Consider the following 15264-nt stretch of genomic DNA (forward strand, 5'->3'; position numbering starts at 1 on the left):
CGCTCCCCCTGCGACTTACCTCGGCGGTGTTCGCCACCGGCGTCGAGCAATGTCGCGTCACCTCACTTGGCCAGCGCCGCAACCTCCGCGGCACTCAATGCGCCCGCCTGCACGCGCAAGCCCTGAATGCGCCCGTTGAACGATGGGTGCGCCCAGTTGCGGCCCAGAAAGGTGACCTGATCGCCCACCTGCCGCGGCGACAGCAGCATGTCGTCGGTCTTGCCCACCTCGGTGCCATCAACGTAGAGGCGGCAGGTGTTGCCCTGCAGCGTGACGGCCACATGGACCCAGCGCCGAATCGGCATGGCCCACGGCGCTGCCACAACCTGCGCGTCGTTGGCTCCTGCGCCGAAGATCCCGAAGCGCAGCACGCCGCTACTGCCAGACTGTGGGGCGATGAACATGGAGCTGAATCCATCCTGCCCTGAGAAAAACATGCAGGTGTCCCAGTGCAACCCGTTCGCGTAGGCCCAGAAAGACAGGCTGAAGTCGTCGAGGTCACTGAACACCCCGGACGGCAATTGCAGGCCGGCCTTCTGGCCATCGAACGCGATGGCCTTGTCGCTGACACGCCCGTCACCCCAGGTCGCGCCGTCCAGCAGCGTGCCCTGCACCAAGGTCGTGGTGCCAGCGGGGGTGAGTAGCGCGCCAACCGTGCCGGTGCCGTTCGGATCGTTCAGCGGCAGCGACAGGCGGAGCTCGCCAGGAACGGCGATGCGGGCCACGTTGGAACCGGCGCCCGAGGCACCGGCGCCCTGGGCGGTGATCTGGTAGAACCAGACGCCGTTGGGCGGGATATCGGTGTAGGTCAGCAGCTCGCTGGCCGAAACGGTGCCCAGCAGGTTGAAGGGGCCGCTGGCCTGGCTTGCGCGCTTGACCGCATACGCGGTCGCCCCGACGCTGCCCCACCATGACAGCACGACGCGGTTGCCGCGCAGGTTGGCCGTGAGGCCAGACGGCGGCTTCATAGGGCCCGCATAGTCCACGCGACGATGGATCAGCGTCGGCCACATGACGTCGTCGCTGCTGCCGCCGTACTTCGGCTCGACCAACTTCACGATGCGCGAGACGTTGGGCGCCGCCAGCCCCATGCGGTTCACGTAGTGGTTGTAGATCGGCTCCCAGGCGTTGCGGCCGTGCTGGAACGACTGGTTCACCTGCGTCCACAGGTTCGTGTGCGGTTGCGACGGGTCCTGTTCACGCGCATAGGGCATGGGATAGGTCTTGCCGTTCTCGTCCAGCAGGTTGGAGCGCGCCACGTATTCGGCGGCGGCGAGGAAGCGGTTGTTGTGCATCCCGTAGAGATCGTCGCCCTGGTTCCACGCCATCTCCAGCAGGTCGCCGCCCAGCGACATGCCCAGCGTCGAGTGCCCCTGGTCGCGGCCGCTCTCCTCCCACTGCCCGAAATGGCCGGGGTGCATGAAATACACGCTATGCACGATGGAGCCATTGCCAAACATCTTCAGCGTGCCGCGGTTGTTGCCGGCGTAGTAGTCAACGGCCAGGCGATAGAGGTCGGGCCGATCGCAGAACACGCCGATCGACAGCGCACCGCACAGCGATGCCATGTCCCAGTTGGCGTGAGACCCCAGCGCAGCATTGTTGAGACGGTTTTGCGAGATGCCCGCGAATACGTTGAGCAGCATGTCCTGAAAGCGCTTCAGGCTCGCGGGCGCCCAGCCGGAGTAGGTGCGCAGGATCTCGCCGATCTGCGCCAACTGGTGGCCTTGGATGCCCGCCAGGATGATGAAGGTGTGGTCATCATGGGCGGTCGAGCCGGGCGGCACCGTTCCAACCTCCTTAAGCGTGTTCGCCCAGGCATCCAGGAACTCCACGGCCTTGTCGGCATAGCGGTTGTCCTGCGGGTCGGACAGCTTCCAGCGCAGTACCAGGGTCCAGGCGTGCCAGATGTCGCCGTACAAAGCGTACTTGGTACTGTCGGCCCGGTAGACCGCGGGCTGCGGATTCGGCTTGGCGGTCAAGGAGGCGTTGGGCTCGGCGCACAGCTTGTTCCACCAGCCCGTCCACGGCTCCTGGCCAGCCTTGATGAGCGCGCGGATGCGAGTGGCATCGTCTTCGGTGACCAGCAGCCCCGGGTGGCGGAAGACACCACTCTCTGAAGCCGGCACAGCCTCAGGCGCCGGGGCGGGCGTCGCAGGTGCCGGAGCGGTCGTGGCCTGGCCTCCTCCGGTCTTTTCCTGCGTCGGACCCAGCCCCTGCGCAGAGGCGTCATCGACACCGCCGCCGCACCCCGGCAGCAGCGGCAGCATGGGGAACAACCCCAGCCCCAGTGTCAACGCGCGACGTACAGGATTGGGTAACTCGTTAACGTTTGCGTACTCCACCGACTTTTTGGACATATTGATTGACCCGACTGTTTTTTGTAGTGGCGCAACCGTAGGTCAGCGTGCGAATGCGCGTCAACGCAATCTCCAAAACGATGAGGATTTTTGAGTGTTCGGGCGCAATCCTTCGCGCTTTTAGCGGGCCGCCATCGCACGACGCGCCCTCCAGCGCCATGAAGCCATCGAGGCCCACCCATCGAAAGCAGGTGGACGCTGGCATGCGGTTCAATCCACGAGTTCTGCAATTTCGTCGACTTCGAGCGTCTTGCCGAACTTGTTCTTCAAGCCGTGCCCCCACGCATGAACATGCGCGCCGGGTGTGAGGTATGAAGCCAGTTCCGTCGCAGCATGGGGCGGCATACGCAACGAGGTGCCGTCATCGAGCAACGCGCCGCGCAGCTCACCCTTCGGCCCGAACAGAGAGAGCTTGACCTCGCCCGCGGCTTCCATCGGCCGATGCGCACTGGCGCGTTTGGGCGGCTTGTCCCCCTTGGCGGGCGGACCTTCATCGAGGATGACCTTGCCGCTCTCAGTGGTGAGCGAGATCGCCGCGATCATGTCGGCGCCTCTGGGCTTCACCCCGCGTATGCGGATCTTGTCGCCCAGCGCAACATACCGGGCAAGGTGTCGCGACAGATGGGGCGGCACGTGAACTTGCCGAGGTGTACGACCACCCAGCACAAAGCCATCGACGTCCCCTTCCGGGTTCAGAAGGAAGTTGCGTACCGTGCCGCGGACTTCCGGAAGACTCTCAGGATCGATCCAATGCATTGCATGTCCTCGCTGTGGGTTGGGTTGGAGAAAGGAAATGGGCGCGATACCGGCGTGGCATTTGCCATCCACGCCCTTCTGCGGCGGCGCAACGATCATGCCCATGGGCTATCACTGGCCGATGTCGGAGTCGCATTCACTGCCACCGGCGGCAGTGCACCCCTTCCTCAATAATTCTCAGCAACGCGTGCTGGTCCAGGGCCACGTGAGTAGACTTGCCCGTAGCCATAGTTCACGAGCCTATGTGACGAAAGTGGTCGGGAAGCCCCGGGGATTGACCACCTCGGGGCTTTTTTCTTTTCAGGGAGTCAATATCCCTCCTCTCTTCCCGCCGCTCCGCCTGTGCCGGAACGCCGTCGTTGCGCAAAGGCCGTAGCTGCCCGATATACCCATGCCCACAACACGATCTGTGCTCGATACCCACTGGGCCAAACGCCGTGGCCTGAAACAGGTCCGCGCGCTCGCCCTTGCGCTGCCGCTGGTCTGTCTGCAGATTGCCGGCGCCGAGCCTCTGCACAATCGCGCGGCCCCCTGCCGGGTCGGCAATGACGCAGCCATCGACGCGGATCACGGTACCCGCACTGGCTGGCACCCCGTGCCGGCCGGCCAATTCGGCGTCAGCGCCGATGCCAACGCCTACACCGTCGACACTGGCGCCGGACTGGTATTCAAGATCCGAACGCGAGGCGCCAACGGCGGTGACCGGGGCAAGGGCGACATCGTCTCGATGCTCTGGCATGGCGTGCAGTATCAAGACCCGCGCAAGGGCAGCCAGGTGAACTCCGGTTTTTCTGGCCTGTATGACGGGGATGAGCGCGTCAATGTAGACGCCGCACGCTTGGGCAATGACGCCATCAAGATCACCGTCAGCGCAGGGGCATTGACCCACGTCTACATGGCGCGCCGTGGGCAGCCCAACATCTACATGGCGACGTATTTCACCGCCGAGCCCAAGCCCAATCTCGTGCGCTTTGTCGTTCGGGTGCCGCACGCGCGCCTGCCCGATGGGCCGCCATGCGCAGACATCACCACCGCCGTGCGCGGTGTGGAAGCCCATGACGTCTTTGGGTTGGCCGACGGCCAAACGCGCTCCAAGCATTACTCCAACATGCGGCTGAAAGACTGGCAGTACTTTGGCGCGACGGGCCCGGGCGTGGGCATGTGGATGGTGCGCGACAACAACGAGGGCGGGTCGGGCGGGCCGTTCTACCGCAGCCTCCTCGACCAGGGTGCTGAAGACCAGGAGCTGACCTATATCGTCAACTACGGTGAGAACCAGACCGAGCCCTACCGCATGGGCGTTCTCAACAGCTACGTTCTGGCCTTTACCGATGGCGAACCGCCCAGTGAAGTCGACACCCACTGGTTCAAAGACATGGGCCTGCCCGGCTACGTGCCCGAGAACGAGCGCGGCGCACTCGAAGGCCGCTTTACCGGATTGACTGAAGACGCGCCGTACACCCTGGCGCTCAGCAACGCGCATGCGCAGTATTGGGGCGATGTCGCGGCAAAAGACGGCCACTTCCATGTGCGCGGCATGCTGCCAGGCCAGTATCAGGCGACGCTGTTCCGCAATGAGCTGGAGGTGAAACGCTTCAACGTCGATGTGCAGTCCGCCCGCACGACGCCTTGTGCATGCGGCGGTGTCGACCATGACCCGCAACACGATGCAGCGCTGTGGCGCATCGGTACCTGGGACGGCACCCCGCGCGAGTTCCGCAACGGCGACAAGGTCACGGTGATGCATCCCTCCGACGTGCGGATGCAGCCGTGGACCGGCCCCGAATACATCGTCGGCCGCTCCACCCCCGCCAACGATTTCCCCGCCTACCAGTGGAAAGCCGTCAACGGCACGCTGGTTGTGCGCTTCAACCTCAGCCAGCGCGACATTGCCGATCACCGGCTGCGGATCGGCATCACCACGGCCTTTGCCCACGCCCGCCCCAGCATCACGGTCAACCAGTGGAGCGCGCCCGCGCCGCAACCCGCAGTGGAGCCGGCCACGCGCAGCCTCACGGCCGGGTCCTATCGCGGCAACAACGCCACCTTTGCGTTCGACATTCCAGCGTCGGCCTTTGTGGCGGGCCTGAATGAACTCAAGATCAACGTCGTCAGTGGGAATGCTGGAGAGGGCTTTCTCAGCCCCGGTTACGCGTTCGACGCAGTCGATCTGCTGAAGTAGCAGCACACACGGGGGCCGCCAACAAACCGCGGCGGCCCACCGCTGCACGCAGGCCTTACACGACGCTGTCTTCTTCGGCCTCGTCTTCGGGCTGCTTGGGTTGCACTGGCGGCTGCATGGGCGGCTGTGAAGCGGACGCATCCACCGTCGCGCCGTCCTCGCCAACCTCTTGCGAATCATCCTGCCCAGCCGGCGACTGCGACGGATCTTCCAGGCGCGCCTTCAGGCCGGCCAGATAATTCTCGGCGTGGTCCTGCGCTTCTGAAACGCCCATATTGATGCCCGCGTTGATGGCCTTCTCGGCAACGATCTTGGTGATGCCTTCCTTCATTGCCAGCCGAACTTCCGGGCCGCCGATGTTGCCGATGGCGGCGGCCGCCAGGTTGAGGCCCGCCTCTTCCAGCGCCTTCTTCACGTTGCCGCCGCTGACCATTGCATGCAGGACGTTGCAGCCTTGGGACTCGGCTTCCAGCGCCGTGGATGCAGCGTCCGCAAGCTCGCCAATGCCGGGAATGAAGCTCAGCGCGCCCACCGCCATGGATGCCCAGTCCAGCAGCTTGCCTTCCACCTTGAGCGCGGTATCGATGGCGTGCATCAGGAAACCGCCGTTGTGCTTGGGCGACTTGATCTCGGGCTGGTCGGCCGTGCCCATCAACATGCAGGCCACGGCGTTCTTGTCTGCGTCGGTCTTGGGCGTGTGGGTCTGCGGCTTCTGCACGGTCTGGTTGGCCTGCGACAGGTTGCCGTAGAACTTCTGGAAATCGCGGCCGGCAATATTGCCGGAATCCACCGTATGGCCGCCGCCGAAATCGAAGAAGCCGTGGTGCGTCTTGTAACCCGTGATGGCGTTGTTCATCAGGCTGAACAGCACCGGGTCTTGCAGCAGATTCTTCGCTGCCTGCCGGACATTCGGGTCGAGCTGCTTGTCGTTCGCCATGCTCGACAGCTTGTCTCGCGTGAGATCGCCATCGCCAAAGAACGCTGCCTGGTTGCCGTTCATCGTCTTGAGCGTGTTCAGCTCGGCTTGCGTCAGGCTCATGGATGAGGACGCAGCTTGCAGGAAGTCTGCCTTCTTGACCTCGCCCCCGCCCGTCAGCCGGTTCCAGGCGTCCTGATGGTCGAGGAAGTACTGCGCCGCTGCAATGACCTGCGGCGGCGTCTTGCCGGTCTTGGCGTCGCCATCAACGATCTGCTGGAACTCGTCTTTGCCCAGATTCTTCGTGAGGTTGTCGGAATACTTGTAAAGCTCGCGCAGCGCATCGCTTTCCGACATGACGGAAGGCTGACCATTCGCATTGCCATCCGACGGGATGTAGTTCTGCTCGAAGCTCTTGGCCTGTTGCTCGTTGAACGCGCTCACCTGTGCGTGTTCCGCCGTGAAGGCATCCAGGTCCTTGGCCTTGATCTTGCCGCCGCAACGGCCATCACCTTGCGAGCCGATGGCGGTGAACAGGCGCTGGTCTTGTGCCAAGCCCTGCAGCGCCGCTTTCAGGTCGGGCGGCGTCGCGGGGTCGTTGATCTTGTCCTGCAGGCCATCCCAGCTGATCGGGCATTGGTCTTTGTGCCGATCCAGCACCGACACGATCTGCACTTCCGATTGGCTAAGCGTGCCGCCGTTCCACGTCACGGTGGACTGCGGCGACCCCGCTTGCTGTGAAGACGCTGCATTGCCCTGCTGGGGCGCCGCATTGGGCTGCGTCACCGCATGCCGGTTGCCGCTGTTCTGCGTGACGTCGTCGTCATCGCCGTCATCGTCATCGTTGTTTTCAGAAGCGAGCGACGCAGTCAACTTAGCGCTGATGCCTTGGTAAAGGCTCAACTGCGTCTGGTCGGATGGGCCTTGCTGGCCCGGCAAACCGCCCATGCCCGCGATGGTCGTTGCGGTATCCACGGCCGCGTCGGCCATATCGCTCCGGCTTGCGTGCTTCGCCTCGCGGCTGGCAGTGTTGGATGAAGACATATGAACGGACATACCTGCTCCCACTTGAACACTTGAACGTGTCGTTGCGACCTGTGGCAAAGCCGGTATTTCGCGATCAAGTACGGATCACGCATGCCGTCATGCCTCGTATGGATCGCGTTTCCCTTCAACAGCCCGCCGACTCAGCACACCAACGCTGGCCGAGCGAGCACGAATTGGCGCCCCGCATTGCAAGCGGAGGCCTGTGAAGCCAGCGTAAGAGTGGAAAAGGTCAGCAGCGGCTGCCCGGCCGAAAACATGGTGCGGCATGCGAAGTGGTTGGAACTCGAACTGCAGCGGGTGCGGCGGGTGCAGCGGGATCAGCGCCGGTCTCGTCTTCCTATGGTCGTGTTCAAAGTGGTGACGTGCGTCACTGTCTGCGTTCTTTCGGCTCAAGCACCACGCGTTCGGGCGCGCGTGCACGGCGTTGCTGCGCAGCCCTATGCTGAAGCGGCAGCGACATTCCTCGCGTTGCCTCTCACGTCAATCTTTTGCGGTGCGGTCAACCCCACAACGCCTCAGCCAGCATGAACGTCAATAACGCCACCTCCTCCCGCAGTACGACGGTGCCAACCAGCAGTGCGCCCAGCACCTCTGGAGCACCCACGACCGGTTCACCGGATCGTGTGCGGAGAGCGCCTGCTGATGCCCCCGATATGCCACCGCCGCGCAGGCAACGGCTCAATACCGCAGAAGCCTCTGGCAGGCCGGTATTTCGGCACGTTCAACTCGGCAGCGTTGCGGCACCGGGCCCCCGTGACGCGGGCGCTTCGACTTCAACCGAGCCCAACGCGCCCCTGCTCGACAATCGTCCGACCCTCGAAAGAATGGGAATCGAGCATCCCTTGCTGAGGCACTCTTGGTACGGCGAGACCGCAGGCGAGGTTCGCGCGGCCGGCAAGCAGCCCGCCGTCGACCGGCACGGCATGGGACAAACGCTTCAGACCGCAAGCGGCCCCAACCTGACGCCGCATCAACAGGCTGCCCTTGAGCACGCTAGGGCGAAGATCCGCAGCACCCTGCAAAGGCCACTGACCATGCTGCAGCAGGCGCTGGACAGAAATCTCGATCTGGAAGTCACCAAGTTCCCGATCAAGAAGGTGGAATGGGCACTGGCACCGCTGCTGATGGCGGCAGAGAACGCGCGCAATCCGGGGCTGAACCTGGTTGCCCTACATATGGAAACAGCTGAAATCGGGGTCGATGACGACCACGAAGACGACCTGCCGCCGCTAACGAATTCACACAACTTCGGCGCGTTTATCGAATCTGCGCCACACGGGCGATACAGGGCCATCGTCAACGACGGCCCGCACACCAGGGCGGCTGATATCCGAAAGGATGCGCAAGGAACGACCGTGATCGTGGTCGATCCCTTACGCAAGGAAAAGGACGAAACCGAGTACGACCAGTACGCTGACAACATCAGCACGGAAGCCGGTGAGCACGCAAAGTGTGCGTTCATCCCTGTGGACTTGCAGAAATCCGCTTTTGACTGCCGAATCTTCTCAATGTCGCTTGCATTGAAGATGCACGCGCGAGAAGGCGATTTTTCGGCGCTGCATGACGCGTTACGAGACGGCACAGACCCGGTACCGTTGGTGTCGCGCGCTAAGACCACAGAAGAGCTGGGTGCGTTGCTCGTGTTGGACGGGGCACCGCTGATCGACGCCCGCATGATGAAGCACAGCCATGCCGGCAGTTCGGTCAAACGCTACTTGGCAAGCCATCCGGATCAGTCGACCACACCCGTGAACAAGCGCGACGAGACACTACAAGACAGAACGAACCGACACCTCAAAGAACGCGTCATCTTGGCTCGCGCGGACCCGAATGCGACCGTGCCCTCGGCGCCGACAAAGACAGCGCGATTGAGCACGTCGATTGAGCACAAGCGCGTCTCCATGATCCAGCGCACGATGGCTTATCTGGATACGGCACCACCACAAGCCGTGGCACAGATGGCGCACCTTGTGTCGCGTGCCAGCCAGGAACTGTCGAAGCAATAGGGCCGTTGGCCGCTGCTGAGCTTGGGTTAGGCAAGCGATCGCCTATCGGTCGGGACGCCTCACATAGAGCTCGAGACCGGCCTCCACACGCCTGAACGTGTGCTCCAACAGGATTTGCGCAACCTCCATCACCAGTAAAGCGATCTGCATCGTGACCGGCATGACGACGTCACCTGGTTTCCGACACATAACGCCGCAATAGAGTACGAGCTAGCCGGTCGTGGCCAACGGCTTGCCCGCTAACTGGGTCAACGCCACCCAGTCAGCTCGCTTCAACGCCATTGCTGTGCTGGGGTAACGGGCACAGCCGAAGACCATCAGAGGGCCCCGTAAGAACCGGCACGCACACATCAAGCTGCCAGCTTCGCGTTCGGGTCGATGCCCTCCGACTGCTCGGCTGCCGGCTGCACGGCCAGCTGATAGCCGCGCGAATACACCGTCTTGAGCTCGACGCCAGTTGCCTGGCCGAAGCCTAGCTTCTTGCGCAGCTTGTAGATGTGCTGTTCGATCGAGCGCTCTGCAATGCTGGCGTCTGTGCCCCATACGGCAGAGGCGATCTGCTGGCGTGACAGAAACGACCCGGACGAAGAGAACAACAGCCACGCCGTGGCAAATTCGCGTGCGGTCAGGCGGATCGGTACGCCGTGCAATGTGGCGGTGCGGGTCAGGCGACATAGACGGTAGGGCCCGGCCACAAGCTGTGTATCGATGGCGACCTGCGTCGACTTGCCGGCCCCGCGCAGGATGCGCTGCACGCGCGCGCATAACTCTTCGGCAGTGAAGTGGCCGGAAATGATGTCGTCGATGCCGGCATCGAAAGCGCCGAGGATTTCGTGGCGGCTGGCAAAGTCGCCAAACACCAATGTGGGCCGGCACAGATTGGCGTTGCGCTCGCGCCCGGAGAGCAACAGCCGGGCGGCAGAGCCGAACTGCTGCGCATCAATCATCACCACCTGGAACGCCTCGGTATGCCCGATGCGCATCAGGGTCAATGCGTCGTCGAACCGCACGCAGGTTACGCCCTGCGAAGACAGGCATGCTGCTATGTAGGTGAAACTGGATGGGTTGGTGGTGAGTACGGCAAATTTCATGGCAAGCCCCGACGGTGCGGGGCTGATCAACACGTCTACCCCGCTGTTGTGTTTCGCCACAGGATAGCGATCACAGTGTGTTCATCCATCCCTATGACTAGCGATGCGGCGGCGATGGCGGCCGACCCTCGACCATTGAGCGGCAGCCCATGTGATCCGCTCAGCACCACCCAGCGGCAGCCGTGACAGGCGCCAAGGGTCAAAGGATCAGGATGAGAAATCCGTGATCACCGTCACCCCGGCGGCTTCAAACCTGTTCATGTTGGTCAATGCCTCGATCGATGCGCTGAGGCTGATCTCCCTGCGCACCATTCGCCCAGGCTGCAGCTTGCCCGTGCGGATCATGTCGAGCATGGGGCCATAGCGATGGGCCTGCATGCCGTGGCTGCCCAGAATCTCCAGCTCATGCGCGATGACCTTGCTCATGGGCACTGCGGGTGTCGTGTGATCGCCCAGCATCAGGCCAACCTGCACATGCTTGCCACGCCGGCGCAGATTGCTGATGGAGTTGAAGCAGGTGGCGGGGTTGCCCAGCGCGTCGAGCGACACATGCGCGCCGCCTTGCGTGATGCCCCGCACGGCCTCAACCACGTCAGACTCGCGCGATGCATTGACCGTTGCGACGGCACCGAGCGCACGCGCCAACTCCAACGCGCTGTCAGAAATGTCGATGGCCACGACATTCGCGCCGATGGCGTTGGCGATCATGATGGCCGACAGGCCCACGCCGCCGCACCCGTGCACCGCAACCCATTGGCCGGCCGAGGTCTTGCCCTGGTCGACAACCGCACGAAACGCCGTCACGAAGCGGCAACCGAGGCTGGCCGCCGTGGTGAAGTCCAGGTCATCAGGCAAGCGCACGAGGTTCAGGTCGGCATAGCCAATGCCGACGTATTCAGCAAACGAGCCCCAGTGCGTAAAGCCGGGCTGAAACTGTTGTTCGCACACCTGTTGATGCCCCGCATGGCATTCGGGGCAGTGACCACAGCCGGCCACGAACGGCACCGTTACACGGTCACCGACCTTCCAGCGCGTTACATCCGCGCCCACCGCCGCAACCACGCCGGCCAGCTCGTGACCCGGCACGTGCGGCAGCTCGATATCCGTGTCGTGGCCCATCCAGCCGTGCCAGTCGCTGCGGCAGACGCCGCTGGCCATGACCTGCACGACCACGCCATCCGATGCCGGAGTCGGGTCGGGAACGTTCATGTGCTTCGGCACGGCGCCGAAGGCTTCGTAGACAATGGCTTTCATGATTGCAACGCTTGGCGGATAAGCGTTGCAATATAAGCCCCAGCAGCCGAAAGTACCTTTCTAATTTGAGGGCGTTTCTGGAGTCTTTCGAAGCGCCCTTTCCAATTCCGACACGCCGTGGAAAGGAGATTTCATGGAAGCACTCGACACCATCGATCTGGGCCTTTTGGATCAGCTCCAGCAGGACGGACGCGTCTCCAATGCCAAGCTGGCGGAGCGCTTTTCGTTGAGTGAAGCGTCATGCTGGCGGCGGCTCAAGCGCCTGGATGATGCGGGCCTGATCGAGGGCTATCACGCGGCGCTCGACCGTCGCAAGCTTGGGATGGGCGTGATGGCCTACGTGCAGATCATGTGCACCCAACACACCGAAGAGGTGACGGCGGAGTTTGAACGGCTCATCCTGGCCAGCCCCAACATCCTGGCCTGCGACAACACCACGGGCGAAGCCGACTACCTGCTCCAGGTGGTCGCCACCGATCTGGACGACTACAGCCGCTTCGTTGAAAAGGTCTTGAGAAAGCTGCCCGGTGTGTTTGGCATCCGCTCGAACATCTCGCTTCGTCAGGTGAAGTCGACCAAGCGGTTGCCGATTGTCTGAGGCTTTCATGCTCTGCTGCTCTGCTGCGGCGCAGCGTCACCAGACCAACGTCTTTTTAAGAAACCGATTTGAGGATGTTTGAATTTCCAGCAACCAAACCGTTGCCCGCACAGCACACATGTGCACGCGCACATACATTATTTCGGTAGTCCGCCGACTGTGATGGCGGCAAGGCCGATGGCACTGCGTGAATCCACGCCCACCTTTCTCATGATGTGCCCGACGTGGGTGCGGACCGTCCAGTAACTGATGTTCAGGGCCAGGGCGATCTGCTTGTCTGACATGCCCTTGAGCATCAGGTGGCAGACCTCGCCTTCGCGCGCGGTCACGCCAAACCGCTGCTGGAACCACGCAGACGACCCCACCACCCGCGCGATCAGGTGAACCCGATACACCGGCGCGACGCAGCTGTCCTCACCCGGCCGCTCCACGCAAAACTCGAAGCCGTTCCACTGCGCGTCGCGCGATCCGTTGGCGACTGCAGCCAATTCGACATAGAGCGCATCACGCTCCTCACTGCTGACGCCGGCGAGGATGGCGCGGGCCTTTGCGTTAGGCTGGGGTGGCGACGTGCCGTTCAGCTCAAACGTGGGCGTGTGCATCTCGGTATCGGCGCCGACTTCCTCCGACTCCTGAATCACGCGAAGCTGCTGGGCATTCAGCAGATGCGGCTTCAGGAGGCTGAGCAGCAAGATCTCTCGCTCGCCGAAACGCTTTTTTGGGTCACTGGTGCTGAATCGATAGTCCAGCAGCATCCCGTTGGCGTAGGGCAGGCGCAGGCTGACGCCCGGATACGCCTGATGCCGACAGAGATAGTCGGTGAAGTACTCCGAGCGGCCCCATTCCGCACGGGAAATCTTCCGCTCGATCACCACGGGTTCAAAGCTGTCTTGGAGCAGCTCCGCGATCGGATCGAGTGCATGGAAATAGTGTCGATACTCGGCGCGCATGCCCTGGTCCCGGCCCCACAAGGCGCTGGAATGTGGGTGGTGGGCACCGCCCGGCCACCAGAACAACTGCGCCATGAGATCGACATGCAGCAGCGACCCGAGCTTTTGGATCAGCTCGGGGCGTTCGACAAGGCTGCCGCTCGAGGGCTCATGAAGACGCCCCGTGATATCGAGCAGCGCACGCAATTCTGCAGTGGAAAGATCCATCAATGGCTTGGCCGGCCTACTACCGGGTGCTGAGTCTGGGAATTCGGTGTGGTGATCTGGTCACGCGTGTCAGCACCAATACAAATAAGACTATCGGCATAACGGCGCTGGGCTATAGCCGGTGCACCTTAGTGGTGCCGAGCGCTGCTGATTTCTGGTCAAAGCAGGATTTGGCCCACCCCGCGTAACGCACCCGCCCCGCACTGACCATCGCTATCCATAGCGATGGTTGCCGGCCGCCCGATTTTGCGATATTGCGCCTGCGGAGGACTGTCTGTTGGCTTTGAACCGGCACCCCGCGGCCTTAACCGAAGTTGCATCGTGCTTTTCTGGGGGGAACCCGCATGCCAGCGCCACTACTATCGTCGACCAGCCTGCCGGACTTATACCGCACCAGCCTTCCATCAACCGCCATGGTTGCGCGTTGGGACGCGGCGCCCGCACCGCTGGCCGTCATATTTCTGGACAGCTCGCTACTGAACGACTCCACCTGGCTGCCATCGCAGACCACGTTGCAGCCGATGGCGCTGGAAGATGTGCAGCAGATGCTGAACGGCGCATTGCAACCGCCCGTGCCGGCCGGCGGCGTGGGTGCTGACACATTGCTCGCCCATGCGGAGCCCAGGCCCCTTACGCGCCGCCAACACGACATTCTTCAAGAGGTGGTTTGCGGCCGCTCGAACTCTGAGATTGCGGAACGACTGCATATCAGCGTCGAAACCGTCAAAACCCACATGCGCCAACTGCTCGCGCGGCTGGGTGCGCGAAACCGCACGGAGCTGGCGACGATTTATCAACGCAGCCAACAGGTGAGCTAAGCGGGGCATCTAACGGCGCACCGGGTTCTGAACTCCACCTTCCGAGCTCCGAGCTCGGCGTGTCGAGTTCTGAACTCCATCTTCCGAGCTCCGAGCTCGGCGTGTCGAGTTCTGAACTCCACGTTCCGAGCTCCGAGCTCGGCGTGTCGAGCTCTGAACTCCATCTTCCGAGCTCCGAGCTCGGCGTGTCGAGCTCTGAACCCCATCTTCCGAGCTCCGAGCTCGGCGCGTCGAGTTCTGAACTCCATCTTCCGAGCTCCGAGCTCGGCGTGTCGAGTTCTGAACCCCACGTTCCGAGCTCCGAGCTCGGCGCGTCGAGCTCTGAACTCCATCTTCCGAGCTCCGAGCTCGGCGCTCGGCTCTCAAAGCTCCGATGTATCGGACCTCGGACAGCGGCGCTCCGCCCTCTGAGGGCGGCATTCGACAGTTTTAGCTCGGCAGTCGACCCTCTAACCTCGGCACGCGAGTGTTTGAGCTCGAAATTTTGAATGTCTGAGAGCGGCGCTTGGGTGTTGGCGCTCGGCGTATGGGCCTCGGACCGTGGCGGTCGGGCCTTTGAGTGTCGTGCTCGGCCTGCTGGGCTCGGCACGTAAAGGATTGGGCGTTGCGCCCGACGCTAGCGCCCCCGCCCGTCGCGGGTTCGCTTTTACTGCTGTTTTAGTTATTTCTTCTTGCGGTTCACGCGGTCCAGCACTTGCAGCACTTCCCACCGGTACAGGTCAACTGTCACACCATCGAGCGTGGTCAGCATGTAGGCCCCAATCGCGTCCATGAACCCGGCCTGGTAATCGAGGGCCTTGTCCTTGACGTGGAACTGAAGCTCAAAGCGCAGCGTATGCGGCTCGAACTGGCGGTGCATCTTCATGTGCATCTGCGTGCGCCGCAGATAATCCCGCGCGCTCAGGGCGCCTTGTGCATACAGGATGTTGGTCTCAAGGCTCATCGGGCACCTCCGGACGGAGGACGTTGCGCGATGCAGGTGGAACAGCAATTTGCAGGGCGATGCCCGCGTGGGATGGGTACGGCTTGGGTCGGTTGATCCATTGTCTTGCCTCTGGTTGAGTGAGGAGCCACCCACC

The 15264-nt window shown here is 62.7% G+C and carries 12 protein-coding genes; 4 read left to right on the forward strand and 8 right to left on the reverse strand.

Annotation, left to right across the window (positions count from 1 at the left end; genetic code table 11):
• Nucleotides 1-62: 62 nt before the first annotated feature.
• Genes ACTJK4_RS19020 through ACTJK4_RS19030 form a run of 3 tightly spaced genes read right to left on the reverse strand, consistent with a single transcriptional unit; the run spans nt 63 to nt 3116 of the window.
• The gene (locus tag ACTJK4_RS19020) at nt 63-2270 is read right to left on the reverse strand and encodes a LamG-like jellyroll fold domain-containing protein (RefSeq protein ID WP_440818661.1); all 2208 of its coding nucleotides are present in this window, start codon (nt 2268-2270) and stop codon (nt 63-65) included.
• Nucleotides 2271-2325: 55 nt separating this feature from the next.
• Nucleotides 2326-2565, reverse strand: a complete 240-nt coding sequence (locus ACTJK4_RS19025) for a hypothetical protein (protein WP_440818662.1) — start codon at nt 2563-2565, stop codon at nt 2326-2328.
• A 5-nt stretch (nt 2566-2570) separates the two neighbouring features.
• Entirely contained in the window at nt 2571-3116 is a 546-nt protein-coding gene (locus ACTJK4_RS19030; protein ID WP_322017924.1) for a hypothetical protein, read from the reverse strand.
• A gap of 391 nt (nt 3117-3507) precedes the next feature.
• Between ACTJK4_RS19030 and ACTJK4_RS19035 the strand changes: the two genes are divergently transcribed.
• A complete protein-coding gene (locus ACTJK4_RS19035; RefSeq protein WP_440818663.1) occupies nt 3508-5298 on the forward strand; it encodes a rhamnogalacturonan lyase B N-terminal domain-containing protein in 1791 nt (596 codons plus the stop codon).
• Nucleotides 5299-5353: 55 nt separating this feature from the next.
• Here the strand turns inward: ACTJK4_RS19035 and ACTJK4_RS19040 are convergent, their stop codons facing one another.
• A complete protein-coding gene (locus ACTJK4_RS19040) occupies nt 5354-7258 on the reverse strand; it encodes an HrpF/NolX family T3SS translocon protein (protein ID WP_440818664.1) in 1905 nt (634 codons plus the stop codon).
• 827 nt (nt 7259-8085) lie between these two features.
• On the opposite strand from ACTJK4_RS19040, the gene ACTJK4_RS19045 reads away from it, so the two are divergent.
• Nucleotides 8086-9267, forward strand: a complete 1182-nt coding sequence (locus tag ACTJK4_RS19045; protein WP_440818665.1) for a YopJ family acetyltransferase — start codon at nt 8086-8088, stop codon at nt 9265-9267.
• A 350-nt stretch (nt 9268-9617) separates the two neighbouring features.
• On the opposite strand, the gene ACTJK4_RS19050 is transcribed toward ACTJK4_RS19045, so the two are convergent.
• Nucleotides 9618-10358 (reverse strand): response regulator transcription factor, encoded by a 741-nt coding sequence (locus tag ACTJK4_RS19050; RefSeq protein WP_440818666.1) that lies wholly within the window; start codon nt 10356-10358, stop codon nt 9618-9620.
• Nucleotides 10359-10565: 207 nt separating this feature from the next.
• Nucleotides 10566-11612, reverse strand: coding sequence for a zinc-dependent alcohol dehydrogenase family protein (locus ACTJK4_RS19055; RefSeq protein WP_440818667.1), 1047 nt, complete (start codon nt 11610-11612; stop codon nt 10566-10568).
• A gap of 133 nt (nt 11613-11745) precedes the next feature.
• Between ACTJK4_RS19055 and ACTJK4_RS19060 the strand changes: the two genes are divergently transcribed.
• Complete coding sequence (locus ACTJK4_RS19060; RefSeq protein WP_316881556.1) at nt 11746-12210, forward strand: Lrp/AsnC family transcriptional regulator; 465 nt, start codon at nt 11746-11748, stop codon at nt 12208-12210.
• A gap of 137 nt (nt 12211-12347) precedes the next feature.
• Here the strand turns inward: ACTJK4_RS19060 and ACTJK4_RS19065 are convergent, their stop codons facing one another.
• Nucleotides 12348-13367, reverse strand: a complete 1020-nt coding sequence (locus ACTJK4_RS19065; RefSeq protein ID WP_440818668.1) for a response regulator transcription factor — start codon at nt 13365-13367, stop codon at nt 12348-12350.
• Nucleotides 13368-13711: 344 nt separating this feature from the next.
• On the opposite strand from ACTJK4_RS19065, the gene ACTJK4_RS19070 reads away from it, so the two are divergent.
• Nucleotides 13712-14185 carry a helix-turn-helix domain-containing protein gene (locus tag ACTJK4_RS19070; RefSeq protein ID WP_440818669.1) on the forward strand — a complete coding sequence of 158 codons (474 nt, stop codon included), beginning with the start codon at nt 13712-13714 and terminating at the stop codon, nt 14183-14185.
• A 661-nt stretch (nt 14186-14846) separates the two neighbouring features.
• On the opposite strand, the gene ACTJK4_RS19075 is transcribed toward ACTJK4_RS19070, so the two are convergent.
• A complete protein-coding gene (locus ACTJK4_RS19075; RefSeq protein WP_316869418.1) occupies nt 14847-15128 on the reverse strand; it encodes a hypothetical protein in 282 nt (93 codons plus the stop codon).
• Nucleotides 15129-15264: the final 136 nt, after the last annotated feature.

The sequence above is a fragment of the Ralstonia sp. 22111 genome (assembly GCF_052045895.1).
Taxonomy (GTDB): Bacteria; Pseudomonadota; Gammaproteobacteria; order Burkholderiales; family Burkholderiaceae; genus Ralstonia; species Ralstonia wenshanensis.